Raw genomic sequence first — 26,470 nt, forward strand, 5'->3', positions numbered from 1 at the left:
CGTCAGTTGAACTGCCACCGCCAGGTGCGTGGATCGGCCGGGTCGGGCAACGCCAGCTCGAAGTCCAGCGTCTCGTAGCGGTTGAACTCACGCGGCTCCACGCGCAGCAGCGTCATCGCCGTGGCGTTGCGCTCGCGCATCGGGGACACGGAGAAGTCCAGCTCGGAGTCGAAGGCCACCTTGTAGAACAGGCAGAAGCCATCCACCCGGCCGTCCTCCTCCACCGGCCGACGGATGTGCACACGCGAGGGCAAGCCCGCCTCGCGCATCGTCTCCAGGTCGAAGCTGAACGCGGCCTCCGGCTCACACAGGAGGTGGTCCACCTCATACGGGCGCACCAGCCGCGTGAAGTACGACGGGCTCATCGCCTCGCGCAGCGACTGGAGGCAGCGGAAGTCCACGTGGGGCAACTGCTGCGTCCAGATGAAGGGCATGCACGCCTCGTCGCGAAGCTGCACCGGCTCCACGAAGACCTCGAAGCGGTTGGGGAGGATGCGGCCCCCGGGCTTGAGCAGGCGCGAGCGCAAGTCCAACATCCGGGGCACCAGCCCCGCGTCGAACAGCGCATCTCCCAGCAGGTCATGCAGCAGCACGTCCACCTTCTCCTGGGGCTTGAAGCGCCAGGTGGACTCCCGCACGAAGTTGATGTGCTCCAGCCCGTTGCGGCGCGCCACCCACTGCGCGGTGTCCAGCAGGCGCGAGTCGTCCACCGCGTACTGCCGGCGCGGGCGCTGGTGCGCGGCGAGGAAGGTGCGCAGGCCCGTGCCGGCCTTCACGTCCACCACCACATGGTTCGGGCGCACGTAGCGCTCCACCGCGCGGCGCCAGGCCTCCACCCGCTGCGAATCCGCCAGCACCGAGTCCTGCGGCGTCGGGCTCGACAGCGTGAGGCTGTCCGGCGCATGCCGGCGGTGGAGGTGGGAGACGAGCGGCAGGTGGCTGATACGCGAGCGCAGGTCCATCAACGCCTGACGAGGCAGGTCGAGCAGGTTCAGCATGGCAATCCCCCCGGAAGGCCTGTGACGGTTCCAGGGACATGGGCGCGACGACCTTGTCCCCGAAGACCAGGACTCCGCACGATGCTGGAGTTCGCCCACCCGGCCCATCGGCCCTGGGGGCAGACCTCTGTCCCACCCTGAACAACCGACCTGTCCTCACTGGCGGTGTGCCCCCGCGATCCAGGAAATGCCGGTCCCGACAAGAGTAGAGGATGACCCTGGAACGACCTGACAGCCCCCGCCCAACCCCTCGGAATCCAAGTCCCCGAGAGGCTTTTTCCCAGCGGATGGGGTGTCCACGACTGGCACTTCCCTCACCCCTCCAGGGCCATCAAGAAATCGGGGCTCAAGCGTTTTCCTTGTTGAGTCCCCCAGCCCGCGAGAACGGCTCGCGGAACGGAGGCCCGATGTCGGTCATGCCAGTAGACGGACCCCGTGGTGGAGAGGGGGCACTGATGATCCGAGCCATTGAGTCGCAGCGGGCGCAGGACCTGCGGTCGAACCCGGTCGAGGGGGAGCGGGAGACCGAAGGGGACTCGGCCCGTGAGCGGTGGGAGGCGCAGCCCTGGCGGCGGCAGCTCCAGGACCCGCGCGACCACGAGCACCAGGTGGCGCGGCCGGCGCTGGTGGAGACGCTGCTGGCGGAGGGCTTCACGGTGGAAGCGGACGTGGCGCGCTTCGCGGGGACCCTGGAGGACCGGGGTGCCCTGAGCATCGGGCAGGTGGTGCGCTTCGCGGACGGCCTGCGGGTCCGGATGGCGCAGGCGACCACGGACGACGAGGTGTTGCAGCTTGCCTACCTGCGTCGCAACGCGGAGGAGCTGGCGGAGCGGATGATTGACTGGGCCAACGCGGGACGCCTCTAGAGCATCCAGGCGTTGGTGGTGGGCGTCCGGGGTGGGAGTGCCTTGACAGGGGCGGTGGGGTGCTCTCACTTGGGGGGATGCTCGCCCTCGCCCTTGCCGCCACCCTGGCGGCCGCACCCGCACCCGCGCCCCGCGTCGCCGCCTCCACGGTGACGGTCCTCCACGTTCCCCGGTTCGACCAGCTCCAGGGGCTGACCGCGTTCATGACGCGGGCGGGGGCGTCCTCGCAGATGCTCAACCCCACGTCGTGGCAGGGGGAGCTGCACCCGTTCCTGATACTGGACCCGACGCGGCCGGATTCGCTGGATGCGCTGGGCATCGACGCGACGGGGCCGCTGTCCGTGTCCATCCGGCAGGACGGCCGCCTGTCGTGCACGCGGGTGAAGGACCCGAAGGCGTTCCAGGACGCGTCCGCGAACGTGCTCGCGCGCAACGGCGACGTGAAGGCGGGCACGGTGAAGGGCGTGACGACGCTGCGCGCGCCCACGGGCCTGGGCGGCTACGCGGGCTATGTCATCAAGGGCCAGGAGGCGTGTGCCTTCGTGAGCGCGGACGCGGATGAAGCCCTGCGCAAGGAAGCCACGAAGCTCGTCACGAAGGCGCCGGCTGCGGATGCGCGGATGGGCGCGGTGCCGGGCGTGCTGTACGTGGCCACGCAGCAGGGCGTGGTGGGCCTGGACGGCACGGCCAACGGGCTGAAGGTGGAGGGCACGGCGACGAAGCTGCCGCTGCCGCCCTTCCAGTCCCAGGGCACGAGCCCCTACGGCGCGATGGCGCCCACGGGCCTGCTGTTCTCCCGAGCGCAGGTGGCGCCCACGGGCGTGGCGCAGGCGACGGGGTCGATGCGGAGCGTGGCGCGGACGGTGTGCCCCGACTGCGATGAAGCCCAGGTGAAGGGCGTGACGGACGCGCTGGCGAAGCAGCTCACCGGGAACATGTTGTTCGCGGTGGACTCGGTGCAGGTAAAGGGCTCGCTGCGCAAGCCGGAGGTGCGGTTCTTCGCCGCGAAGCAGGCGCTGGCGGCGGAGGTGCTGGACGCGGCGGCGGTGAAGGCCGCGCTGGCCCCGCTGACGCAGCTTCCGGGCGCGAAGGTGCTGGAAGACGGCTACATGCTGGAGGCGAAGGGAGGCCGCATCTACGTGCGGCTCAAGGGCAAGCACCTGGTGGTGGGCAATGATTCGACGGTGACGCAGACGGTGATGACGTCGCTGCCGGAGAAGGGCGCGCCGCTGGGAAGGGCGGTGGAGTTCACGCTGGATCCGAAGAAGCTGGCGCGAGGCCTGTCGCAGGTGTCGCTGATGGACGTCATGGGGGATGAGACCCTGGCGGCCTTCTTCGGAGCGAGCACGGAGCTGGGCCCGCTGCTCGCCAAGAGCGAGCGCATCACGGGGTGGCTGGACAGCGCGCCCAATGGCTCACACCGGTTCTCGGTGAACTGGACGCTGCCGGAGAAGCCCTGAAAAAGGCTGACACCAAGAACCTGCTCGCAACTCACCTGAGCATGAGAGACGATCCCACCCCTGGAATATTGGCCTCCGGGCGCGAAAATCGGACAGGTAGTTTCCGAACACGTGCTCACGCACGATGAAATGAGCGGCTGTTCACCGACCAGTCGCTCATTTCACCAACCAACTACATCCTTGTGCGCCTGGCGGATGCGAGTCATCGGCTCCCTCCCGTGACGGTCCAAGGCGGCTCGGTGCGGGTGGCTGCTGCGCCCTGGCGGACTCCACACGCCCCGAGGTGATTCGAGGTGCGGGGGATGATCCGCCGCGCACCGGCCGGATCCGTAGGCCCTGAGGGAATGCTCGACGCGCGGCGGATCCACGGGCCCCGCAGGTGAGCCTGGGCGCGCGAGGGCTCCACGGCCCGAGCCAAGGGCCGCGACGATGGCTGCCATACTGGCCCGCTCCACCTGCGCTCGTGTCGGGGCGTGCTGGTACACACTCTCGCGGAGAACCCGCGCAGCCTTGCCCCGCAGCACCTCGCTTGCTCGAAAGGACGTGGCCATGCGCTTCCGATATTGCAGCGCACTCCTGCTTCTGCTCTCGGCCTGCGCAACAACAGAGCCGAGCCTCGGAGAGTTGGAGGCCCCGAATCCGCGATTCGCCAACCTTCAGCGGGCTGCGCAGTACCCCTGGACGGATGACGGGCATTGCGTGGTGCGAGAAGCCTCCAACGAATGGCCTGTCCTGGCGGAGAGGTGCTATCGCGCTCTCTAACGCGACAGGGTCAAGTTTCGTGATGTCACAGGAAGATGCGCTGTCGCCTCCGCGGGTGCGGCGGCCGTGGGGGTGGGACTCTGCGTCTTTGTGGCACCGGAGATCATTGCTGGAGCGGTGATCATCATTGGCGTTGTCGTGGTGGCAGACGCCATCAAAGAGGCGTGGGATGCATACGAGCGGAGTGCATCCCGTGAGCGTGCGAGGCCGAAGACCCAGACACAGCCATCCCATGAGCAGGAGCCCTCTGCGAATCGAAAGCCCAACCCCAAGAACCAACCCGACCCCAAGGGAAACCCGGAGCCGTTCATTCCGCCCTCCACCACTCCGGAGAAATACGAGCAGTGGCGCGAGCGCTGTACAGAGCATTACGTCAGGTGTACGGGCTATTTCGCGGGGATGAAGGAGCCCCGCGTATACGGGGAGAGTCTGTGCCAATCTTGTTCGCGCATCTGTAGGCGCACGGGCCACTGGCCAGCAGAGTTCAACGGGCATCCCTGCCCCGGGGGTTGAGTGTGCGGAGCACGCGTGCGGATTGGTGGCAGAGCGTAGCGACGCGACGCGATGATCTCGCGGTCAAGCTGATGAAGGCCAAGGTGCCTTACGCGGAGCACAAGCGCGCGTTGCTTGAGCAGGCGGAAGAACTGATGCGGGAGGCGAAGAGTCCCGCTGAACGGCGCCACATCCAACGGATCACCCTGCAAGAGATCATCACGGAGGCATACGCGAGTACGGCTGGCTGGGACGAATTCGGCGCACTCTTGCGCCGGATTCAACGGCTTGGCTATGCGGACATGACCCACCGGGTCCATGTGGCGTGCCTCTTCGTCCAATCATTGCCCCGTTTCCCAGAACGAGCCCGGCAGGCGTTCGCCATGCTTGAAGAAGTAGAGGGGATGCTAAAGCGCATCCGCAAGAGCCACTACCTGCGTGGAGAAGGGATGCAGGGCATCGCCCATGCGCGCGCTGTAGCAGCGGAAGCAGGCATCACACCGCCGGGCTAGAGCGTGATTGACGATACGGGCCCAGCGGCTCCGAGGTGAGGCTCGGCGCACAGGTCTTCGCGCTTCAGCCAGAGCTGATGCCGGGAGCCGCGCTCCTCGGCAGCCGCACGGTGAACGTGGTGCCCGCTTCGACGGTGGACTGGACATCGACGTGGCCCGCATGGGCCTCCACGATGGACTGCACGATGTAGAGACCCAGGCCCACGCTGCGGCCCGCCTTGTCGATGTCCTCCGTGCCCCGTTGCAGCGGCTGGAAGAGGACCCCCAGCCGCTCGGGCGGAATCGGCGCGCCCTGGTTGTGCACCGACAGCACCACCGCGTCCCCTTCCGCTCGCGTCTCCACCCGGACCGGCGTGTCCTCCAGGCTGTACTTGAGCGCGTTGGTGATCAGGTTCTGCACCACCTGCGACAGCCGGTCCGGATCCCACATGCCCCGGCCATCTCCCGACCGTCGCACCCGCAGCTCTCGGTGCGGGTAGGCGGCTTCCACCTCGTCCACCACGCCGCGCGCCAGTTCGTGCAGGTCCGCCTGCCGCCGTTCGATGCGGATGCCTCCGCCCAGCCGCGCCTGCGTGAAGTCCAGCAGGTCCTTCACCATCCGCGTGGCCCGCTCCGCCGCGTTGTGGATGCGCGTCACGCTCTTGCGGCTGCGCTCGTCCAGGTCCTCCCGCCGGGCCATGGCGCTGACTCCCAGTTGGATGGCCGACAACGGGTTGCGCAAATCATGGCTCACGATGCCAATCAGGTGCTGCTCGAACTCCGCCTGGCGCTTGACCGCGACCTCCAGCCGCCGCTGCACCGTGATGTCCTGGAGGAGCGCGACGTAGCCATCCTCTTCTCCCTCCGCGTTCCGGTAGGGATTGAACGTCACCCTCACATCCCGGGTGCCCCCCAGGCGATAGGGCACACCGTGCTGCTCGAAGGACAATCCTTCTCCCGCCAGCCCCCGCAGCACGTAGGGCCCCAGCACCGCGTAGGCCGCCTCCCCGATGATTCCCCGGACGGGGCGCCCGAGCAGTTCTTCCCGCGTATAGCCGAACCAATCCTCGTAGGCCTTGTTGGCGAAGCCGTAGCGCTCATCCGCGGTCACCCGCGAAACAAGGAGCGGGATCGCGTCCGTCACCTGCCGCAGCTCGGCTTCACTCGCCCGGAGCTTCTCCGCCAGGGCCTCCGCGCGACGTCGTGCCTGCACCGGCTCCGTGATGTCGAAGCCGAAGACGACGATGCCGTCCACCTGCCCCTGGGCGTTCCGCAGCGGTTGATAGACGAAGTCGACGTACGCGTCCTCCAGCACGCCCTGGCCCGTGCGGTCGAAGCGCACGAAGGTCTCCCGCCCGATGTGCGGCGTGCCCGTCGCGTAGACCTCATCCAGCAACTTCACGAACCCCTGGGGCCCCAGCTCCGGCAGCGCCTGCGCGACGGTGAGGCCGAGCAGCTTGCGCTCGGTGCCGACGTGATGCTGGTAGGGCGGGTTGAGGGCCTCGTACACGTGCTCGGGACCGTTCAACAGGGCAAGGAACGCGGGCGCGTTCTCGAAGAGGCTGAGCAACCGGTTGCGCGCCGCCTCCACCTCGGCCAGCAGCTTCTCGCGCTCCGCGTCCGCCTGCTTGCGCACGGTGATGTCGGTGACGGTTCCCGTGACGCGCGCGGGGTTCCCATCCGGGCCAGGGAGGACCTGCCCCCGGGCTTCCACCCACCGGATGTCCTGGAACGGGGGCGAGGGCAGGACCCGGTGCTCGACCTGGAAATGGCTGCCGTTGCGTCCCGCCTTGGCGTCCTCGAACGCCTGGAGGAAGCGCGGCAGGTCCTCCGGGTAACAGGTCTGGATGGACTGTTTGAAGGTAAAGGGCGCGTCCTCGGGCAGACCGATGATGGCCCGGCAACGGGGATCCGCCTCCCCTTCCCCAGTGCCCAGGTCCAGGCGGAAGCTGCCCGCGGCCAGCCCCTCCACGACGACGCGCAGGCGCGCCTCGCTCTCCGCCAGCACCTCACCTCGCTGCTGATGCTCCAGCACCGCTTCGGTGATGGCGGCGGAGAAGAAGTCGGAGAGGACGCGCACCTCGCGCAGCGTCACCGCCAGCCGATGCACTTCCGCCAGGTCCAGGATGAGCCCGCGCAGGAGGCCGTACTCGTGGATGAGCACCTCCAGGTTGAAGCCGATGCGGTGGCGCTGGCGCCCGTGCTCCCGAGCGGTCGGATTCGCCGCCGGGACCGCGCCCTGTCGTAGACAGGAGGTGAACTCGCGCAGCACCTCCGGAATGCGGTCGCGCAGCTCGGGCTCGGAGCGCGTCTCAGGAGACAGGTGTTCCTGGAGTCGCTCGGTCCAGCGCCGCACCAGCGGCTCCCGCTCCGCGTCAATCAGCGCCGCGAGTTCACTCACGGCCCCTCCCCCATTGCAGCGAACAGCCTCGGCACGCGGAGCCTCCTCGGGCATCCAGGTCCCTGACGCGACGGACAGCTCCTCCATGGACGGCGGGCGTCATCTCCACCACAACCTACGCGCCACGCACGGTCATGGCGACCGTTTCAGCCGCCACGATCCGCCCCTGCGAGGCACGGCGCCGCTCACGCAGGACGCTCGCGCCGCCAGCCCGGCCGAGTGCCCGTCCGCTCCGACTCCTGCTCCGCCCGCGTCATGCCGCGCTGGAGGTCTTCCCACCCCAGCGTGCCCGCGAGCAGCCCCTCCTCATCCACCACCGCGACCAGCGGCACGCGCGCCTCCGCCATCCGCCGCAGCGCCGTCCACCCGTCCTCGTGCGGCTCCGCCACCACCCCGTCCTCCATCGCATCCCGGACGATGCACCCGGCGCGCTGCTCCTCCGGCAAGGCCTGCACCGCCGCCCACGTCACGCGCCCCACCGGTCGCCCCCCGCTCGTCACCGGCAGCACCGACACGTGCTCGCGCCGCAGCGCCCACTGCGCGTCCATCATGGACAGGTCCAGGTCCACGCCCACCACCCGGGGCGTCATCAACGTCCCCACCTGCACGCGCTCCAGCGCCACCCGCATCCGCACCTGCTTCGACTCCGCCTCCGCGCCCATCAACACGAAGAAGGCAATCACCAGCGTGAACGGGTTGAACGTCACCACGCCCCACACGCCGAACAGCACCGCGAACACCCGGCCCAACGCCGCCGCCACCCGCGTCGCCTTCACCACGCCCAACCGGGGCGTCAGCGCCGCCCGCACGATGCGCCCCCCATCCATCGGGAACGCCGGCAACAGGTTGAACAACCCCAGCACCAGGTTGAGCATCGCCAGCGTGAAGCAGGCGAACTGCCACTGGAACGCGCCCAGGCCATGCATCAGCCACGTCACCAGCCCCAGCACCACCGCCAGCCCCAGGCTCGTCAGCGGCCCCACCAGCGCCATCAGCGCCTCGTCGCGCGGCCGCTTCGGCACCTCCGCCAGCTCCGACACGCCCCCGACAATCATCAGCGTGATGCCGTGCACCTCCCCGCCATGACGCAGCGCATAAGACGTATGCGCCATTTCGTGAAGGAGGACCGACACGAAGAGGCCCACCGCCACGCCCAGGCCCCAGAGCAGCGGGTGGCCGCCCAGGGATTCCGGGGCCACCTCCGCGGCGCTGGCGGCCTGCTGGAACGCCGCTCCGAACGAGAAGGCCAGCAGCGGCAGCGCCAGCAGCAGCGTGAAGTGGACGCGGATGGGGACGCCCCGGAACGAACCCACCTGGAGTGCTCCTGGCCTCGCGTGCATGTCGCCTCCCCGCTCCCCCGCGCGCCCCGGCGAAGGACACGGTGTCGGAAATCCTGAACATCCATCCCACCCCCTTCCGCTGCACGAAATGCCCGCCTGTCCGCCCGTCCCTTTGGGAGCAAGGGAAGCGCTGCGACCGCCCCTGCAATCGTGTTAGAGCCGCCGGTCATGGACGCGACCCCCGAGAAGGATCCTCTCCGCGCACGGCTCCAGCAGATGGAGAAGCAGGCCGAGCAGGGCGGCGGTGCCGACCGCATCGCCAAGCAGCACGAGGCCGGCAAGCTCACGGCCCGCGAGCGCATCGACCTGCTCCTGGACCCCGGCTCCTTCAGCGAGTTGGACAAGTTCGTCACCCACCGCAGCCACGACTTCGGCATGGGCGACAAGAAGATCCTCGGCGACGGCGTCGTCACCGGATACGGCACCGTGGAAGGCCGGCAGATCTTCGTCTTCGCGCAGGACTTCACCGTGTTCGGCGGCTCGCTGTCGGGCGCCTACGCGCAGAAGATCTGCAAGATCATGGACCTGGCCACCCGCGTGGGCGCGCCCGTCATCGGCCTGAACGACTCCGGCGGCGCGCGCATCCAGGAAGGAGTGGAGAGCCTCGCGGGCTACGCGGACATCTTCCTGCGCAACACGCTGGCGTCGGGCGTGGTGCCGCAGATTTCGCTCATCCTGGGGCCGTGCGCGGGCGGCGCGGTGTACTCGCCCGCCATCACCGACTTCATCATGATGGTGAAGGACACGTCGTACATGTTCATCACCGGCCCGGACGTCATCAAGACGGTGACGCACGAGGAGGTCACCAAGGAGGCCCTGGGCGGTGCGCTCACGCACAACCAGAAGTCCGGCGTGGCCCACTTCGCCGCGGAGAACGAACAGGCCGCCATCGCGATGACGCGCGAGCTGCTCTCGTACCTGCCCTCCAACAACCAGGAGGACCCGCCCGCGCAGCCGTGTGACGACGACGCGTTCCGCGCCGAGGAGTCGCTCAAGACGCTGGTTCCGGCGAACCCGAACAAGCCCTACGACGTGAAGGAGATTGTCCGCGCCGTCGTGGACAGCAAGCACTTCTTCGAAGTGCAGGAACACTTCGCCAAGAACATCGTCATCGGCTTCGCGCGCATGAACGGCCGCAGCGTGGGCATCGTCGCCAACCAGCCCGCCATCCTCGCCGGCTGCCTGGACATCGACGCCAGCGTGAAGGCCGCGCGCTTCGTGCGCTTCTGCGACTGCTTCAACGTCCCCTTGATCACCCTGGTGGACGTGCCCGGCTTCCTGCCCGGCACCGACCAGGAGTGGGGCGGCATCATCACCCACGGCGCCAAGCTGCTCTACGCGTACGCGGAAGCCACCGTCCCCAAAATCACGCTCATCACCCGCAAGGCCTACGGCGGCGCGTACGACGTGATGGCGTCCAAGCACATCCGCGCGGACATCAACTACGCCTGGCCCACCGCCGAAATCGCGGTGATGGGGCCGGAGGGCGCGGTGAACATCATCTTCCGCGGCGAACTGCAGAAGGCCCCGGACGCCAACGCGGAGCGCAAGAAGCTCACGGACGACTACCGCGAGAAGTTCGCCAACCCGTTCAAGGCCGCGGAGCTGGGCTACGTGGACGAGGTCATCCGCCCGGAGGAGACCCGCGCCAAGGTCATCCGCGCCCTGGAGATGCTCAAGGACAAGCGCCAGGACAACCCGCCGCGCAAGCACGGCAACATCCCGCTCTGAGTCCCGGACCGTGCTCGCCCGCCCTCCTCCGCCCGGTGGGCAGGCGAGCATGGACACTTCTGGAAATTCTCGGGTAACGCCGGGGCTTTCACCGGGCCACCCAAGGAGCCCCCCGCGTGTCCCAGCAGCGACGCCTTGTCCTCTTCCTCTCCGACGTCGAAGGTAACCTCACCGCCCTGCGTCAGACGCTCAAGGGCGTGTGCGAGGGCCTGGACCTGCCCACTCCGGAAGTGAAGTGGGTGGAGGCCCGGCCGGACGCGCTCGCCGACGGCGGCTGGCACGTGGCGGAGATTCCGCTCGTGTCCGGCAAGGTGTCCGGAAAGGTGTCCTCCCCCGAGGAGCACCTGGACGCGATGACGCAGGCCCTGTCCAAGGACTTCCGCGACCGCTCCATGGGCATGTACGTGGACCGCGAGCACAGCTACGCCCGCGTCTGCATGGCCGCCCCCAGCCGGCCGCCCAAGGCCATGGAGGGCGAGTACCTGGACGTCCTCCGGCAGGCCGCGCGCTGGCTGGACGTGGAGACCACCACCCTGGCCCGGCTCTTCAGCGGGAACGCGGCGCGCAACCTGCTGGCCGCGGCGGTGGACTTCGGCCCGGACGGCAAGGCGGTGGAGGCCCCCGCCCACCCGCCCCAGCCCCCGGAGCCGGACGAGGACGACCGCTTCGTGGAAGCGAAGCTCGCCCAGGCGAAGCAGCTGATGGACCAGTACCTGAACCTGCGCAAGTAGGGGCGGGCAAACAGGGGCGCCCCATGGTACAGGGGCGCACATGCCCAAAATCCGCAAAGTGCTCGTCGCCAACCGCGGCGAGATCGCCATCCGGGTAATGCGCACCTGCAAGGAACTCGGCATCGCCACGGTGGCCGTGTACTCCGAGGCAGATCGCTCCGCGCTCCACGTGCGCACCGCCGACCAGGCCTTCCTCGTCGGTCCCCCGCCCTCGCGTGAGAGCTATCTGGTCCAGGAGAAGATCCTGGAGGTCGCGAAGCTGTCCGGCGCGGACGCCATCCACCCCGGCTACGGCTTCCTCTCCGAGAACGCGACCTTCGTGCGCGCCTGCGAGAAGGCCGGCATCACCTTCATCGGGCCGCCCGCCGCCGCCATGGACGCCATGGGCGAGAAGACCCGCGCGCGCGCCAACATGATCAAGGCCGGCGTGCCCGTCGTCCCGGGCTCCACCGAACCCATCCAGACGCCCGAGGAAGCGCGCGAGTACGCGCAGAAGATCGGCTTCCCCATCATGCTCAAGGCCGCCGGCGGCGGCGGTGGCAAGGGCATGCGCCGGGTGGAGGGCCTGCACGACTTCGACTCCGCGTGGAGATCCGCCAAGAGCGAAGCGATGAGCTCCTTCGGCAACGACTCGGTCTACATCGAGAAGTACCTGGAGAAGCCCCACCACGTGGAGATCCAGGTCTTCGCCGACCAGTACGGCAACACCATCCACCTGAACGAGCGCGAGTGCTCCGCGCAGCGCCGTCACCAGAAGGTGGTGGAGGAGACGCCCAGCCCCATCCTCACGCCGGAGCTGCGCGCGAAGATGGGCGAGGTCGCGGTGAAGGCGGCCAAGGCCGTCAACTACGTGGGCGCCGGGACGGTGGAGTTCCTCGTCGACGTGCACCGCAACTTCTACTTCCTGGAGATGAACACCCGCCTCCAGGTGGAGCACCCGGTGACGGAGTGGGTGACGGGTCTGGACCTGGTCGCCATGCAGATCCGCGCCGCAGAAGGGGAGAAGTTGCCCCTGTTCGAAGCGCCGGAGCCGCGCGGCCACGCGATTGAAGTGCGCGTGTACGCGGAGGACCCCGCGCGCAACTTCATGCCCAGCCCCGGCAAGATTACGTCCCTGCGCGTGCCGGGCGGGCCGAACGTGCGGGATGACTCGGGCGTGTTCGCGGGCTTCACGGTGCCCAACTTCTACGACCCGATGATCTCCAAGCTGTCCGTGTGGGGGCCCACGCGGGAAGTGGCCATCGCCCGGGCGAAGCGCGCGCTGTCCGAGTACGTGGTGAAGGGCATCACCACCAACATCCGCTACCTGCACGGCATCCTGTCGCACCCGGAGTTCGTGGGCGGCGACTACGACACCAGCTTCCTCACGCGCGAGCACACTGCGCTGTTGGGCAGCGAGGACACCGGCTTGAGCGAGGTGGCGCTGCTCGCCAGCACGCTCCACGCCTTCCAGCGCGACCAGAAGCGCGCGAAGACGCTGCCTGCGGGCGCGGGCGGTGGCAACGGCCGCATCAGCCCGTGGCGTCTGGCGTTGAAGAGCCGCCGCCGCTAGAAACTCCTCGTTCTGTTCACCTCCAATAATGCAAATAGATTGTGAGTCACCCTATGACTTCCTCTAAAATTGTGAGTCACCCTATGACTTCCTCTAAACCTAACCGCATTAGGTTCGACGATGCACTGACACAAGCCGTCACCATTGCGGCCCAATTCATCGAACAGCATAATTTTCAACTCATATTGGTCCGTGATGACTATGGAAGGATTCATATTGTCATTGATGATCGACAGCGTCCTTCTCCGTCAAAGCAGCTAATTCAGGAATTTTCAGAACACCTCAACAGTGCGATCGGCGAATTTCGAATGGGCGGGGACGCAATTGTTCTCGCGTCATCACGGCTGAAGCCTGACGAAATCTTCCTTGATCAAGACTGTCTACAACTCACCCCATCCCTAAAGTTGCTCGAGCGCTTTCCGATGGGGGCTAACTGGACAAAAGAGCCGCTCGTCAGCTCAGACGCACGGAGAGTAACATTCTTCGGAATTAAAGGTGGCGTCGGCCGCTCTTCCGCAACAGGCGCATGGGCTTGGCATCTCGCTAGCCGCAACAAGCGTGTCCTCATTATAGACCTTGATCTAGAGTCGCCGGGACTAAGCAGTACTCTCCTGCATACCGATAAGAACCCTGACTTTGGAGTAGTCGACTGGTTCGTGGAAGATGCAGTAGGCCAAGCAGATGCGCGTTTCATTCGAGAATTGATCGTCAAGAGTCCTTTGGCCAACGACACTGACGGCGACATACGCATCGTAACCGCCGGAGGCCGAGCACGAGATGGATATCTCTACCTCCCCAAGCTCTCGCGTACCTACAGAGATATCAACGGCTTGGATTTCGCCTCCAGACTTGATTTGTTCATCAAAAAGCTTGAAGCCGAATTCAAGCCGGATGTCACACTCATCGACAGTCGCGCTGGACTGCACGACATTGCGGCGGCCTGTATCACTCGACTGAATGCACTCTGCTTCCTTTTCGCAATCAACACGTCCCAAACATGGGATGGGTACAACACAATGTTCTCGAGCTGGAGAAACCACCAGAATCGAGCACGCGAATTCCGAGACAACCTCAAAATCGTCGCAGCACAAGTACCTGAGACTGAAACCCAGCGGTACCTCGAAGACTTCAACATAAACGCCTACAAACTCTTTCAGGACAATCTCTACGAAGAGGCGGACGCAACAGATTTAACCGCCTTCAATTTCGACCTAAATGTGCCAGATGCGCCTCACTACCCGCTCCGGATCAACTGGAGCCGGGCTCTGCAGCAATTCGATCCGGTGCGGCAACCAAACGCCATTAGTCCGAACCAACTCGAATCAGCATATGGAGAGTTCTTTACGGCGGCCAACCAGCTTGTTTTTGGAAAGGCCCTTCCATGAGCGATGATTCCAACTTTGAGCGTGACGCTCTCCGGACTGCAATACATGAATCACTCCCAATAGATGCCTCCAATTACGGCAAACCGCCTGATCCCAAGTATTTCTATGTTCCTCGCCGGCATGCGCACGCGCTTCATCCCGACAACGTCCTGGTTCGAGGAATCCGCGGCTCCGGGAAAAGCGTTTGGTGGTCTGCGCTACAGTCTGCCGAACACCGCAAGGTAATTGCGGCGGCATTGCCTCAAGTTGAAGTGGACGAAAGCACAAGAACCAGTGCCGGATTCGGCATCACCCCAAGCCCCGCAGACTATCCAGACAAGCGAGTCCTCAAGCAAATACTAGATACAGGATGCTCGGCGGATATCTGCTGGCAGACAATTATTGCTTGGCACACTTGGGCTGCACAAAGCGACCTTTCCAAAAAGAAAACTTGGGTTTCTCGCGTCGCCTGGATCAACTCAAACCCAGAGGAAGTGGCAATTCGCTTTTCAGAGTACGATGCGCACCTGGCAAAAAAGGGACTGCGTCATCTCGTCTTATTCGACGCACTAGACAGGGTAGCGGACACTTGGGATGCGCAACGCAATCTTTTATCAGGACTTCTAGCCACCCTATTGGAGTTTCGTTCTTATACATCGTTGCGAGCAAAGGCATTTGTGCGACCGGACATGCTCGAGGCGGCTGTCACGGGGTTTCCAGATGCATCCAAGGTAACCGCCAATGCAGCCGACCTCAAGTGGCAACCGCTCGACCTCTATAGTCTACTTTGGCAGTATCTTGGCAACGAACCCAACTACGGCAGCCACTTTCGCCAATCCAGCCAAAGCGTCATCCTTCAGCCGTGGAAGCGCGTTGCCGACGTTTGGCGAATTCCGGATCTTTTAAGAAGTGACGAAGAAACCCAGTTCGAACTATTCCACCAAATAACAGGGCCATGGATGGGAAGAGACGCACGTCGAGGTTTGCCCTACAAATGGCTACCAAACCATCTCGCCGATGCGCTTGGCCAAGTCAGTCCGCGAAGCTTTTTGTCCGCATTGCGCACTGCGGCTGAGGATGAACAGCATATCAGCCCTGACCATGCGCTACATTACGACGCCATTAAGCGAGGTGTTCAGACCGCATCTCAGATTCGCGTAGACGAAGTTAAGGAAGACTTTCCATGGGTCGCACACATCATGGAGCCCCTTCATGGGCTCGTCATTCCGTGCAAGTTTTCCGAGATCGCGGAGAGATGGAACGCATCTGACATCGTTGAAACGCTTGAGCATGGAGATGGGCTCCCTCCTAAGCGACTGGCTTCCGGCATTACCGGGTTGCGCCGAGATTTGGTGGAGCTAGGCCTGTTTCAAGAAATGCCAGACGGGCGAATTAACATCCCTGATGTCTATCGTGTTGGTTTCGGCTTGGGTCGGAGAGGCGGAATCAAGCCGGTGCGTTAGCCTTGCCAACTGGCCAGTTCTAATTGGCTATTAGGAAATACCCCATGCGTTACTTCACGAAGCAGCAGGGCCAGAAGGAAGCGGTGGCGGTGGACCTGGAGTCCCTGGGCCAGGACCGCTACCAGCTCACGTTGAACGGCAAGACATTCCAGGTGGACGCGCTGTCCGTGGAGCACGGCACGCTGTCGCTGCTGGTGGACGGCCAGTCGTACAACGTCGAGTTCGAGGAGAACGGCGACGAGATTGGCACCCTGGTGCGCGGGCAGGTGAACCGCGTGGACGTGGCGGACGAGCGCAAGCTGCGGATGCGCGCCGCGGCCGGCAGCTTCTCCGTCGAAGGCAAGCAGACCATCCTGGCGCCCATGCCCGGGAAGGTCGTGAAGGTGCTGGTCAAGGTCGGTGATGAAGTCACCGAAGGCCAGGGGCTCGTGGTCGTGGAGGCCATGAAGATGGAGAACGAGCTCAAGAGCCCCAAGGCCGGCAAGGTGACGGAGGTGTTCGCCAAGGAAGGCACCGCCGTGGAGAACAACGCGAAGCTCGTCGTGGTGGAGTAACCCACCCGTTTCCCTTTGCTTCGCGCAGCCCCCGAGGTCGAGCCCCATGAACATGCTCTGCACGCTGCGCAGCGCCACCGAGACGCAGCTCCAGTCCCTGCGCGAGGCCCCCACCCGGCTGGAGTCCTTCCTGGAAGATGAGGAGGACTTCGACGACGCGAAGGGCGCGGCGTTCCTGGAGCTGGACATCGGCGAGGCGTGGCACGGCCTCCAGTTCCTGCTCACCGACACGGCGTGGGAAGGCACCCCGCCCTTGGACTTCCTGGTGCGCGGCGGCGAGGACGTGGGCGACATCCCGTCCGACGAAGGCACCGCGCGCGTGTTCGACGCGGCCGGCGTGAAGGCCCTGGCGGAGGCGCTCAAGACGGTGTCCGAGGACACGCTGCGCCAGCGCTTCGACCCGGCGCGGCTCCAGGCGGAGGACATCTACCCCGGCACCTGGGAGGAGGAGGAGCCGGCGGAGGACGTGGATCCGCTGGAGGAACTCGTCTCCTACTTCGTGGAGCTGCGGAAGTTCACCGCCGCGGTGGCGAAGCGCGGCCACGCGTTGCTCGTGCACATCGGCTGACGCCGTGCCTGGACGGCCTCAGGCCGCCGTCCAGTTGCCCCACACGTCGTGCCCCAGCTTGAGCACCAGCGCGGCCACCACGCCCAGCACGACGATGCGCACCAGCTTGTCGCCGCCCTTCACCGCCACGTGCGCGCCCAGCCACGCGCCGGTGAACTGGGCCGCGGCCATGGGCAGCGCCACCTTCCACAGCACCACGCCCTTGAGCGCGAAGAGCGCCACCGACGCCAGGTTGGAGGCGAAGTTCACCACCTTCGCGTCCGCGGACGCCCTCGCCAGCCCGTGACCCAGCAACGACGAGAAGGCCACGATGAGGAACGTGCCGGTGCCCGGGCCGAAGAAGCCGTCGTAGGTCCCGATGACCAGCGCGATGAGCGCGCCAATCGCCTGCGCGCGCGGCCGGGGTGAGGGCTCGACTCCATCGCGCTTCGGCGGCGTGCGACGGAAGGCGAGGAACACCGCCACCGCGATGAGCAGCACCAGCACCAGCGGCTTGAGCACCTCCGGACGCAAGAGCATCACCAGCGCCGCCCCGCCGAACGCACCCATCAAGCCGAAGGGGAACGTCGCCTTCGCGAGCTTCTTGTCCACGAGCCCCGCGCGGGCGAAGCGCACCAGCGCGGCGCCCGAACCGAACACGGACTGCCCCTTGTTGGTGCCCAGCGCGATGTGCGCGGGAAAGCCCGCCGTCAGCAGCGCCGGCAGCGTGATGAGCCCGCCGCCTCCCGCGATGGCATCCACGAAGCCCGCGCTCAACGCGGCCAGACAGAGCAGCAGGAGCGTCAACGCGCCGACATCCAGGTCCACGTGAGGCCCGCCTCCCAGCGGGTGGCGCCCGCTTATCACCCCCGCGACAGGCCGTCCTGGCCGGTTGCTTGCGTCACGCCGAAGCTTGGGGGTCAATGCGGTCATGCTCGCGACCTTGATGACCGTGCTGGCACTGACGCTGGCCGCGCCGCCCTCGCCTCCAGACGCGTCCACCGCCACGTGCCGCTCCATCGACGGCCACGTGTCCTGTGGCTATGCGTGCAAGTCGGATGGACAGCGGGTGCGGTGCGCCCAGACGCTCCAGGGGCGCTGTACGGTCATCGACGGGCAGGCGTCCTGTTTCGACCCGCCGGCCTACGTGGTGAAGGCGTACGGCGCCGCGCTGCCGGAGTCGGAGTGCAAGACCATCGACGGGGTGGTGGGCTGCGGCTATTCGTGCGTCACCGACTTCGGCAAGGCGAAGTGCGCCCGGACGCCCGCGGGGGTGTGCAAGGCCCAGAGCGGCAACGTGACGTGCTTCGACCCGCCCGCCGCCGTGTTCGCGGTGTACGGCAAGCAGGTGCCGCGCGCGCAGTGCGTCAGCAACGGCCTGCAGATGGCGTGCGGCTTCAACTGCGTGAACGCCTCCGAGGGCGTGCGCTGCGCGAAGACGCCCGTGGGCGTGTGCAAGGCCCAGAACGGCAGCATCACCTGCTTCGACCCGACGCCCGCGGCGCTCTGCGCGTGGGGCCGCACCCTGCCCACGCCCCAGTGCAAGCTGGGCGAGACGGGCCCGGTGTGCGGCTTCAACTGCACCACGGCGTACGGCAAGGTGGCGTGCTCGGGCACCCCGGCGGGCATGTGCAAGGTGTTCGACAGCGAGGTCTACTGCTTCGACCCGCCCGCCGAGCAGCAGGCGGACGCGGCGTGTCTGGCCGCCGTGGGTCTGGCCGCGATTGACGGCGCCGCGCCTTGATTCGACGCCCGCCGGTCTCCCCCCGGTGGTCGTGTGCTTGGACCTTCGGGGAGGCGGCGGTAAAATTGCGCCATCCCGGCACTGGCGGGATTGGGAGCAGGACGGCACATGGCGGAGGGTGAGGTCCGGCAGTACTGGGTTCGCAACGATCGAGGCACCACGTGGGGGCCGCTGACGGGGCCCACCATCGAGCTGCTCATCGACAGTGGCGCCATCCAGGGCAGGATCCAGGTCTCCAACGACGGCCTCCAGTTCGCCTTCCCGTGGCGCTTCCCCGAGGTGCGTGACGTCTTCCCCCGGGAGCTGTGGGGGGACGGCGCGCCCGCGTCGCTGCTGCAATCCGCGCCCGTCGCCCCGCCCCCACCCGGTCCCGTCTCCCAGCAGCCCGTGGCGGGTCCGGGGGCCGCGCCCATGGCGGGTCCCGGAGCCATCAGCGCGCCGCGCGCGGGTCCCGGTCCCACGGCCGGCCCTGGCGCGATGCGGGGACCGGCACCGGCGGTCCGCGCGGGAGTGGATGCCTCGGGGCGCCCCATCGCCACGCAGACCGCGGGCCCTGGCGCGCCTCCCCGTCCAGGAGCCCCCGTCGTCGGAGCTCCGGTCGCCCGTCCGGTGGCGCCACCTCCGCAGCCGCCGACTCCGCAGGATGACGGCACCACCACGGTGCCGCCGCAGGGCCAGCTCCAGCAGGCCTCGCCCGTGCAGCTCTACGGCCGCATCGCGGCGGGCGAACACACGGGCCTGCTGACGCTGACGCTCGCGGACCGCACGCTGTGGATCCACTTCCGCAAGGGCAACCCGGAGTTCGTGGACTCGTCGCACGCGGAGGACGGGCTTGGCGCGTCGCTGCTGGCGGCGCGGCTGCTGACGGCCGAACAGCTCCAGCAGGCGGAAGGCTCGAAGGAACGCTTCGGAGGGGACCTGCTCGGGGCACTCTTCGGGCTGGGCATCCTCCAGCCAGCCACGGCCTTCACCCAACTGGCGCAGCGGGGCCTGGGCATCCTGGGCAAGGCGTTGCGCGCGGAGACCGGCACCTTCACCTTCGAGGCGCGCGACCTGCCTTCGGCGAAGGCGATGCCGCTGGGCAACCGCTGGGCCGTGCTCAGCGACCAGGTGCGCCGCATCCCGACGGCGGACCTCAAGCGCCGGCTCAGCTACGTCCTCCCGATGCCCATCATGAAGTCCGGGGGACGGGTGGCCGCCAGTGAGCTGCGCCTGACGCCGCATGAGGTGCGCGCGCTCGCGTTCATCGACGGGGTGCGCTCGCTGGGGCAGCTCCTCCAGGACGTTCCCCAGGACGCGGAGCACCTGCTGCGCATCGCCTTCCTGCTCAAGGAGCTGAACGCGGTGTCGTTCGCGGCCACGCGCACGCAGACGGCGACCCCGCCTCCGCCCGCCGGCCCTGTTCCGCCGCAAGGCGTGGCCCCCGCTGGAGCCCCCACCGCCGCGAGGCCCTCCGGCTCGATTCCGTCGGTGGGTGCGCCCTCCGGTGGAGCCCCCACCGCCGCGAGGCCCTCCGGTTCGATTCCGTCGGTGGGTGCGCCCTCCGGTGGAGCCCCCACCGCCGCGCAGTCCGGGACGCCCGCGCGCCCTGGCGTGCCCGTCGCGGGCCCCGGTGCACCGGTCGCCAGTCCCGGCGCACCTGCCTCCGGGCCTGGCGCGGCTCCCCGCCCTCCGGGTGCTCCCGCTGGCGCGGCCCCCACGGCGGGTCCCGGAGCCACGCCCCGTCCTCCAGGTGCTCCCGCCGGTGTCGCGCCCGCCGCCGGTCCGGGTGCACCGGCCGCCGGTCCTGGCGCGGTGCCCCGTCCCCCAGGGGCTCCCGCTGGCGCAGCGCCCACCGCGGGTCCCGGTGCCGCCCCCCGTCCTCCGGGTGCACCGGTCGCCGGCCCTGGCGCGGCTCCCCGTCCTCCGGGGGCTCCCGCCGGCGCGGCCCCCACGGCGGGTCCAGGCGCGGTACGGCCTCCTGTCGCGGGCCCGGGTGCCCGCCCCGGTCCCCCCGTCGTCGGAGCCCCGGCCCAGGCAGCGGCTGCGGCCCCGGCGGCGTCCGGCCCCGTACCCGGTGCGGAGGAACTGCCCACGCTGCGCGCGCTCGCCGCGACCCTGAAGGAACAGAACCACTTCCAGCGGCTCGGCCTCACCGAACAGACCGACGGCGGCGCGGTGAAGGTGGCCTACTTCCGCATGGCCAAGCTCTACCACCCGGACACCCTGCCCCAGGGCGCGCCGCCGGAGCTGGAGAAGCTCAAGGCGGAGGTGTTCGCGTACATCGGCGACGCCTACCGGACGCTCACGGACGACAAGAGCCGCGCGGCCTACCTGGAGGAACTCAAGAACGGCGGCGGCGACGGCGTGGACATCCAGTCCATCCTCCAGGCCGAGGAGCTCTTCCAGAAGTCCTGCATCCTGGTGAAGGCCCGCAAGTACCCCGAAGCGGTGAAGATGCTCAACGACGCCATCGGCCTCAACGCCGAGGAGCCGGAGTTCTTCGCGTGGCGCGGCTACGCCCGCTTCCTCGCCTCCCCGGACAAGAAGGCCGCCCAGCCGGAGGCGTTCCGGGAAATCCAGGCTGCCATCAAGAAGAACGAGCGCATGGCCCCCGCCCACTACTTCCTGGGCGTCATCGCCAAGCTGAGCGGCGACGTCAGCGGGTCCCTCAAGCACTTCAAGCGCACGGTCGAGCTGCAACCCGACCACATCGACGCGATGCGGGAAGTCCGCATGGCGGCCCAAAAGAAGTAGGGTGCGCCCCTTTTCGCCGGTCCGGGCCCTGAAAACGACCCGACCCCCGCGCCCTTCTCAAGGAGACACCCCATGCCCCTCACCGGGAAAGAACGCCGCCACCTGCGGGCCCTCGGCCACCACCTGGAGCCGGTGGTCCTCGTCGGCCAGTCCGGCGTCACCGAGGGCGTCATCGCCGCCGTCGAGCAGGCGCTGAACGACCACGAACTCATCAAGGTGAAGATCAACGAAGGCCCGGACGGCCGCCACGAAGTCGCTGACCGCATCGCCGCGGACACCGGCTCGGATCTCGCGCAGCTGCTCGGCCGCACCGCCCTCTTCTTCAAGCGGCGCAAGCTGAAGTCCCACTTCGAGGACCTCCTCAAGGGCCCCCACGAGCCCAAGGCGGTCGCCAAACCGGCCGAAGAGAAGAAGCCGCGCCGCCGTTAGTCGCACCGTTTTCCGGAGGTCGCGGGGAATACAGACCGGCCCGAGCATTTTATGCGGGCTTGAGTACCGCCGAACCCTCGCGCCGGTCTGCAACAGTCCCTACGCTGTGGGTCTCCCCCCGGAGGTGACGTTGCAGACCCCCTCGTCCGTCGTCCCCCCCACCGCTTCAGGTTGGCAAGACGTGTTGATGCGTCACCTGGAGCCATTGCTGGGCGGATTCACCGCGAAGATGGCCATCCAGACCGCCTCGCTGCGGGCCCTGAAGCGCCCCCCTGAACAGGTGGGCGTGCAGGACCTGCCGCAGTTGCTGGAGGGCCTCAAGCCCATGCTCAACACCTTCATCGGAGCCCTGCACACGAAGGTCATCCTCACGGAGTTCTCCACGGCCATGGAGAAGCTGCGATGAGCCCCTCCCCTTCCCCGGGCCGCGCGTCCGGGTCGGTGGTGCCCTGGCTGGGCGCCGTGGCGGTGCTTCAGTGCGTCCATCTGGCGGCGGTGGCCACGTCCCTTCAGGACGCGCACCGGCTGTCGCTCGTGGGGGACGTGGCGGGTTGGACCGTGGGCCTGCTGGCGGTGCTGGGCACCCTGGCGGCGGCGCTGTCGTTCGCGCCGGGCGACTACCTGCGCCGCGTGTGGGGCCTGCTGACGGTGGGCGCGGGGCTGTCGTTGCTCAGCACGGCGCTGCGCAGCTACTGGATGCACGCGGTGCCGGACGTGCCGTTCGTCGCGTCTCCGCTGTTGCCCGTGCGCATGGTCGTCGTGGTGCTGGCCAACGTGAGCACCACGTTCGCGCTGGTGATGCTGGCGCGCACCTACCAGCGGTCGGGCCTGCAGCCCCCGTCCAGTCCGCGCGCGACGCTGCTGTGGGCGGTGGCGGCGGTGTCCGCGCTCGTCGTGGGCGGGCCGGCGCTTGTCACCGCGATGGGCCACCTGGGCAAGGACTTCGCGTCCACGTGCACGGCGGTCATCGGGCTGGCCTCCACGCTGGCGGACATGACGACCATCCTGCTGGTCGCGCCCATCCTGCGCGTCGCGTACATGCTGCGCGGTGGGCGGCTGGCCTGGGTGTGGTGGGCCATGGGCGTGTCCGGCGCGGTGTGGCTCTTCTACGACGCGCGCGAATGGCTGGGGATGGTGTTGCCCGGCAACCCGACCGAAACGGTGGAGCTGCTGCGCACGCTGCGCACGTCGGGGCTCGCGATGCTGGGGCTCGCCGGGTGGTTGCAGCGCTCCGCCCTCGCCGTGACCCAGCGCGAGTCCCGCGCCGGGGCCGCCGTCTCCCTGAGCTGATCCAGCGCACCGCGTCCTGCGTGACGCGCGAAGCCAACGGCCCGCTTCCGGCAAGTCCGGGGCGGGCCGTCCTGTTTTCACCGCCCGCGCGGCGTACGGCCTGGGTCAGACTGCGACCTCCCTGGTTTCTCCAAGGAGGTGCTTCTCCATGCGAATGTCCCCGTGGTGGCTGCTGGCGGTCCCCCTCGTCCTCGGAGGTTGCAGGACGGCGCGCGAAACCCCGACGGCCTCCGAGGCCCAGGCCGCGAACCCGCGCGTGGACTGCGGTCCCGCCATCCCCGGCATGGAGACGGTGCTCAAACCCGCGGCCTTCGTGGTCTTGGGGGAGATGCACGGCACGCAGGAGGCCCCTCTCTTCGCCTCGATGCTCGCGTGTCACGCGGCGACGGCGGGACAGCCGGTGCGGCTGGCGCTGGAGCTGCCCGTGGAGGAGCAGGCGCGCCTGGACGCCTGGTTCGCGAAGGAGGACGGCGCATCCTGGGAGTTCACCGACAGCGACTTCTGGCGACGCGAGGTCCAGGACGGCCGCAGCAGCGAGGCCATGAAGCAGTTGCTGGAGCGCGTGCGGAACTGGCAGCACGCGGGGCTGCCCCTCCGCGTGGTGGCGTTCGACGCGGGCGGCAAGGACCGGGACGCCACCATGGCGGAACAGCTCCAGAAGGCGCGGGGTGAGGCACGTCAGGACACCTTCATCGTGCTGGTGGGCAACCTGCACGCGCGCCGCGACGTGGGCGCTCCGTGGAACAAGTCGCTGGAGTTCATGACGCACCGGCTGCTCGCGACGGAGCCTGGACTCGTATCGCTCGACCTCGCCTATCCGGGAGGCTCCGCGTGGATCTGCCGAGGCATGACGGCGGACACCTGCGGAGAGAAGTCCCTGCGCGGCGTTGGCGCGGCGCAGCCCGCCAGCATCTCGCTCCAGAAGAACGCGGACGACCCGGACGGCTACGACGGCACCTATTCCGTCGGAACGCTGAGTGCATCCCCTCCCGCGCTGGGTGCCAGCACCGCGACGCCCACTCCGCACTGAATCCCTGCATGGAGGCCGCGAGCCCATCCCCGCCGTGAAGTGTCGTCTTCCCGCATCACGGCCCTCGCGAAGTGGCCGCGCTCCCATCGGCCGCGCTACACGTCGGGCTCCATTTCGCGGCAAGAGGACCCACCACGATGCTCGCACGCACCTGGCGCGGGGTGACGAAGGCGGAAGACGCCGACGCCTACCTCACCTATCTCCACCAGACGGGCCTGACGCACTACCGCCGCACGCCGGGCAACCTGGCCGCGTACTGCCTGCGCAAGGTGGAGGACGACCGCGCGGAGTTCCTGCTCGTCACCCTCTGGGAGTCCATGGACGCGGTGAAGCGCTTCGCGGGCGACTCGCCGGAGCGCGCCATCTTCTTCCCGGAGGATGACCGCTACCTCATCGACCGCGACGTGCACGTCACCCACTACGAAGTGCCCTTCGCGGAAGGCCAGGCCTTCGTCGGCCACCGCGTCCGCTTCGACGACTTCCGCGTGGCCGGCCCTTCCGGGGACCTGCGGTTGGTGGACACCGGGGGCGGCGGGAAGTCACTGCCCGTCGTCTTCGTGCACGGGCTCGCGGGCAATGCCTCTCACTGGCAGGCCCAGTTGGAGCACCTGGCCGCCGCGGGCCGTCGAGGCATCGCACTGGAGCTGCGCGGACATGGCGGCTCCACGTTGCCGGAGCCGGAGGACTACGCGCTGGAGTCCCTGGCCGGAGACATCGGGGGCGTCGTGCGAGCCCTGGGCCTGCGCCGCTTCGTGCTCGTGGGACACAGCATCAGCGCGGGGGTGGCGTTGGCCTATGCGGGAGAGAATCCCCGACAGGTGGCGGGCCTGTTCCTGGTGGATCCGATGACGGACGCCCGGCGGATTCCCGAAGCCCAGCGGGAGACCTTCCTCGCCTCCCGTGACGCGCCCGATGTGGCGCAGGCCCTGCGGCAGGACTGGGCGGAGTCCGCCGGGGCCCGCGTGGACGTGCGCGAGCGGCTGCTCGCGGACCTGGAGGCCACCCCACTCTCCGCGGTGGTGGCGACCCAGCGCTCCTGGGCGACCTTCGACCTGACGGCGGCGCTCGAGCGCTACCCGGGCCCGAAGTTCTCGCTCGTCGCGGCGGACAACGACACGCCGCGCAGCCTCCACCGGCTGGCGGAAGGCGTGCCGCACCAGGTGGTGGAGGGCGCCGGACATTGGATCCAGTTGGACCATCCGGACGCGGTCAACGCCGCGCTGGACGCGTTCCTCACGAAGTCAGCACCAGCTTGACGAGCTCCGGGGGACTGCCCAGCCGCATCGGCGGTCCCCAGAAGCCGCAGCCCCGGCTGACGTAGATGTGCGAATCGCCGTGCTGGTAGTGGCCAGCGGAGTGCTCCCAGCTCAGCCCGATGAGGGCCGTCATGGGGAACAACTGGCCGCCGTGGGTGTGGCCGGAAATCTGGAGGTCCACGCCCTGTTCCGCGGCGACCTTGAAGTTGGCCGGCTGGTGCGCGAGCAGCACCGCGGCGCGCTCCGGGTCGCGTCCCGCGAGCGCCTTGTCCAGGTCATAGCCCTTCTGCCCCAGGCGCCGAGCACCGTGCCAGTCATCCACGCCGACGAGGTCGAACGCGCCGCCCGCATCCCCGATGCGCACGTGTCGGTTGCGCAGCGAGGTGATGTCGAGCGAACGCAGGTAGGCCACCCACGCATCGGCGCCGGACGCATAGTCGTGGTTGCCGGTGACGAAGAAGCGTCCGTAGCGAGCCTGGAGGTTGCCGAGCGCCGCGACGTGCGCGCCCAGCCGGGGCACGGAGCCATCCACCATGTCGCCGGTGATGGCCACCAGGTCCGGCTTCAGCGCGTTGGCCCTGCGCACCAGTTCGTCCATGAAGCGCCGCTGGATGAAGGGGCCCACGTGCAGGTCGGTGAGCTGCACGATGCTCAGGCCCTCCAGCACTCGGGGCAGCCGGGGAATGCGCACCACCAGCTCCGTCACCTCCGGAGCGGTGAAGGCACGCCAGCTCCCATAACCCGCGAGCCCGCCGCCCAGCGCGAGCGCACCGCCCGCCGTCGCCTGGGACAGGAAGCGGCGCCGGTCCGCATCCACGGCGGGCGCAGGAGCGGACACGGACGCGCGGGCCGCCTCGGGACGAAGGCGACGGCCAAGCCACAGCACGGCCCGTCCCAGGTCGAGCCCTGCGAGCGCGAGCACCAGACACAGCGCCACGCCCATCCACGAATAGGACACCAGCTCCACGACATCGCCGGGGGCTTCCGGAAGCGTGCGTTGCAGGTAGCGACGGGCCACCAGCACCAGCGTCATGACACCCAGCACGACCGCGGCGATGAGCCGGGGCACGCGGCGAGGGGTGAGGTTCCACACGAGCCGCCGGAACAGGTACAGGTGGCCCAGGAGGGCCGCCAGCGCGATGAGCAGGGAGAACGGAGACAACGGCATGACGCCAAGCCTCCCGCGCCTCGGTCCTCCGCGCACCTGAATCCGTCAGCGTCCGGTCGTCTGCT

The 26,470-nt window shown here is 68.0% G+C and carries 22 protein-coding genes; 17 read left to right on the forward strand and 5 right to left on the reverse strand.

Annotated features, from left to right (window positions below):
• Positions 1 to 2: 2 nt before the first annotated feature.
• Positions 3 to 998: a class I SAM-dependent methyltransferase gene (locus OV208_RS23275; protein WP_267576076.1), complete on the reverse strand. Its 996-nt coding sequence runs from the start codon at positions 996 to 998 to the stop codon at positions 3 to 5.
• Positions 999 to 1,453: 455 nt separating this feature from the next.
• Between OV208_RS23275 and OV208_RS23280 the strand changes: the two genes are divergently transcribed.
• The 3 genes from OV208_RS23280 to OV208_RS23290 all read left to right on the forward strand — a co-directional run bounded on the left by OV208_RS23280 (position 1,454) and on the right by OV208_RS23290 (position 5,090).
• Complete coding sequence (locus OV208_RS23280; RefSeq protein WP_267576077.1) at positions 1,454 to 1,864, forward strand: hypothetical protein; 411 nt, start codon at positions 1,454 to 1,456, stop codon at positions 1,862 to 1,864.
• A 77-nt stretch (positions 1,865 to 1,941) separates the two neighbouring features.
• Complete coding sequence (locus OV208_RS23285) at positions 1,942 to 3,324, forward strand: hypothetical protein (RefSeq protein ID WP_267576078.1); 1,383 nt, start codon at positions 1,942 to 1,944, stop codon at positions 3,322 to 3,324.
• Between the two features lie 1,346 nt (positions 3,325 to 4,670).
• On the forward strand, positions 4,671 to 5,090 hold the full coding sequence (locus tag OV208_RS23290; protein ID WP_267576079.1) for a hypothetical protein: 420 nt from the start codon (positions 4,671 to 4,673) through the stop codon (positions 5,088 to 5,090).
• Positions 5,091 to 5,154: 64 nt separating this feature from the next.
• Here OV208_RS23290 and OV208_RS23295 read toward each other — a convergent pair whose 3' ends face one another.
• Together OV208_RS23295 and OV208_RS23300 are read right to left on the reverse strand one after the other, a co-directional pair.
• Positions 5,155 to 7,470 (reverse strand): PAS domain-containing protein, encoded by a 2,316-nt coding sequence (locus OV208_RS23295; RefSeq protein ID WP_267576080.1) that lies wholly within the window; start codon positions 7,468 to 7,470, stop codon positions 5,155 to 5,157.
• Positions 7,471 to 7,655: 185 nt separating this feature from the next.
• Complete coding sequence (locus tag OV208_RS23300) at positions 7,656 to 8,810, reverse strand: site-2 protease family protein (protein ID WP_267576081.1); 1,155 nt, start codon at positions 8,808 to 8,810, stop codon at positions 7,656 to 7,658.
• 168 nt (positions 8,811 to 8,978) lie between these two features.
• Here OV208_RS23300 and OV208_RS23305 point away from each other — a divergent pair, with 168 nt between their 5' ends.
• From OV208_RS23305 to OV208_RS23335, 7 genes are all read left to right on the forward strand, one after another.
• Positions 8,979 to 10,541, forward strand: a complete 1,563-nt coding sequence (locus tag OV208_RS23305) for an acyl-CoA carboxylase subunit beta (protein ID WP_267576082.1) — start codon at positions 8,979 to 8,981, stop codon at positions 10,539 to 10,541.
• Between the two features lie 116 nt (positions 10,542 to 10,657).
• Complete coding sequence (locus tag OV208_RS23310) at positions 10,658 to 11,272, forward strand: hypothetical protein (protein WP_267576083.1); 615 nt, start codon at positions 10,658 to 10,660, stop codon at positions 11,270 to 11,272.
• 40 nt (positions 11,273 to 11,312) lie between these two features.
• Complete coding sequence (accC, locus tag OV208_RS23315; RefSeq protein WP_267576084.1) at positions 11,313 to 12,824, forward strand: acetyl-CoA carboxylase biotin carboxylase subunit; 1,512 nt, start codon at positions 11,313 to 11,315, stop codon at positions 12,822 to 12,824.
• 83 nt (positions 12,825 to 12,907) lie between these two features.
• Complete coding sequence (locus OV208_RS23320) at positions 12,908 to 14,209, forward strand: ParA family protein (RefSeq protein ID WP_267576085.1); 1,302 nt, start codon at positions 12,908 to 12,910, stop codon at positions 14,207 to 14,209.
• Entirely contained in the window at positions 14,206 to 15,651 is a 1,446-nt protein-coding gene (locus tag OV208_RS23325; protein ID WP_267576086.1) for a hypothetical protein, read from the forward strand. Before OV208_RS23320 ends, OV208_RS23325 begins: the two co-directional genes overlap by 4 nt.
• 44 nt (positions 15,652 to 15,695) lie before the next feature.
• Positions 15,696 to 16,205, forward strand: a complete 510-nt coding sequence (locus tag OV208_RS41250; RefSeq protein ID WP_324291403.1) for a biotin/lipoyl-containing protein — start codon at positions 15,696 to 15,698, stop codon at positions 16,203 to 16,205.
• 46 nt (positions 16,206 to 16,251) lie between these two features.
• Complete coding sequence (locus OV208_RS23335) at positions 16,252 to 16,773, forward strand: YfbM family protein (RefSeq protein ID WP_267576087.1); 522 nt, start codon at positions 16,252 to 16,254, stop codon at positions 16,771 to 16,773.
• Positions 16,774 to 16,791: 18 nt separating this feature from the next.
• Here the strand turns inward: OV208_RS23335 and OV208_RS23340 are convergent, their stop codons facing one another.
• The gene (locus OV208_RS23340) at positions 16,792 to 17,580 is read right to left on the reverse strand and encodes a TSUP family transporter (protein WP_267576088.1); all 789 of its coding nucleotides are present in this window, start codon (positions 17,578 to 17,580) and stop codon (positions 16,792 to 16,794) included.
• Between the two features lie 103 nt (positions 17,581 to 17,683).
• On the opposite strand from OV208_RS23340, the gene OV208_RS23345 reads away from it, so the two are divergent.
• The 7 genes from OV208_RS23345 (at position 17,684) to OV208_RS23375 (ending at position 25,237) form a co-directional block, all read left to right on the forward strand.
• Complete coding sequence (locus OV208_RS23345) at positions 17,684 to 18,496, forward strand: hypothetical protein (RefSeq protein ID WP_267576089.1); 813 nt, start codon at positions 17,684 to 17,686, stop codon at positions 18,494 to 18,496.
• A 108-nt stretch (positions 18,497 to 18,604) separates the two neighbouring features.
• A complete protein-coding gene (locus OV208_RS23350) occupies positions 18,605 to 21,232 on the forward strand; it encodes a DnaJ domain-containing protein (protein WP_267576090.1) in 2,628 nt (875 codons plus the stop codon).
• 72 nt (positions 21,233 to 21,304) lie between these two features.
• Complete coding sequence (yhbY, locus tag OV208_RS23355) at positions 21,305 to 21,661, forward strand: ribosome assembly RNA-binding protein YhbY (RefSeq protein WP_267576091.1); 357 nt, start codon at positions 21,305 to 21,307, stop codon at positions 21,659 to 21,661.
• A 187-nt stretch (positions 21,662 to 21,848) separates the two neighbouring features.
• A complete protein-coding gene (locus tag OV208_RS23360; RefSeq protein ID WP_120545209.1) occupies positions 21,849 to 22,067 on the forward strand; it encodes a hypothetical protein in 219 nt (72 codons plus the stop codon).
• The gene (locus OV208_RS23365) at positions 22,064 to 22,951 is read left to right on the forward strand and encodes a hypothetical protein (protein ID WP_267576092.1); all 888 of its coding nucleotides are present in this window, start codon (positions 22,064 to 22,066) and stop codon (positions 22,949 to 22,951) included. The genes OV208_RS23360 and OV208_RS23365 overlap by 4 nt, the downstream gene beginning before the upstream one ends.
• Before the next feature lie 148 nt (positions 22,952 to 23,099).
• Positions 23,100 to 23,981 carry a hypothetical protein gene (locus OV208_RS23370; protein ID WP_267576093.1) on the forward strand — a complete coding sequence of 294 codons (882 nt, stop codon included), beginning with the start codon at positions 23,100 to 23,102 and terminating at the stop codon, positions 23,979 to 23,981.
• Between the two features lie 137 nt (positions 23,982 to 24,118).
• The gene (locus OV208_RS23375) at positions 24,119 to 25,237 is read left to right on the forward strand and encodes an alpha/beta fold hydrolase (RefSeq protein WP_267576094.1); all 1,119 of its coding nucleotides are present in this window, start codon (positions 24,119 to 24,121) and stop codon (positions 25,235 to 25,237) included.
• On the opposite strand, the gene OV208_RS23380 is transcribed toward OV208_RS23375, so the two are convergent.
• Positions 25,215 to 26,405 carry a metallophosphoesterase gene (locus tag OV208_RS23380; protein ID WP_267576095.1) on the reverse strand — a complete coding sequence of 397 codons (1,191 nt, stop codon included), beginning with the start codon at positions 26,403 to 26,405 and terminating at the stop codon, positions 25,215 to 25,217. The genes OV208_RS23375 and OV208_RS23380 overlap by 23 nt on opposite strands.
• Positions 26,406 to 26,470: the final 65 nt, after the last annotated feature.

Origin of the sequence: Corallococcus sp. bb12-1 (genome assembly GCF_026626765.1) — a bacterium.
Lineage (GTDB): Bacteria > Myxococcota > Myxococcia > Myxococcales > Myxococcaceae > Corallococcus > Corallococcus terminator.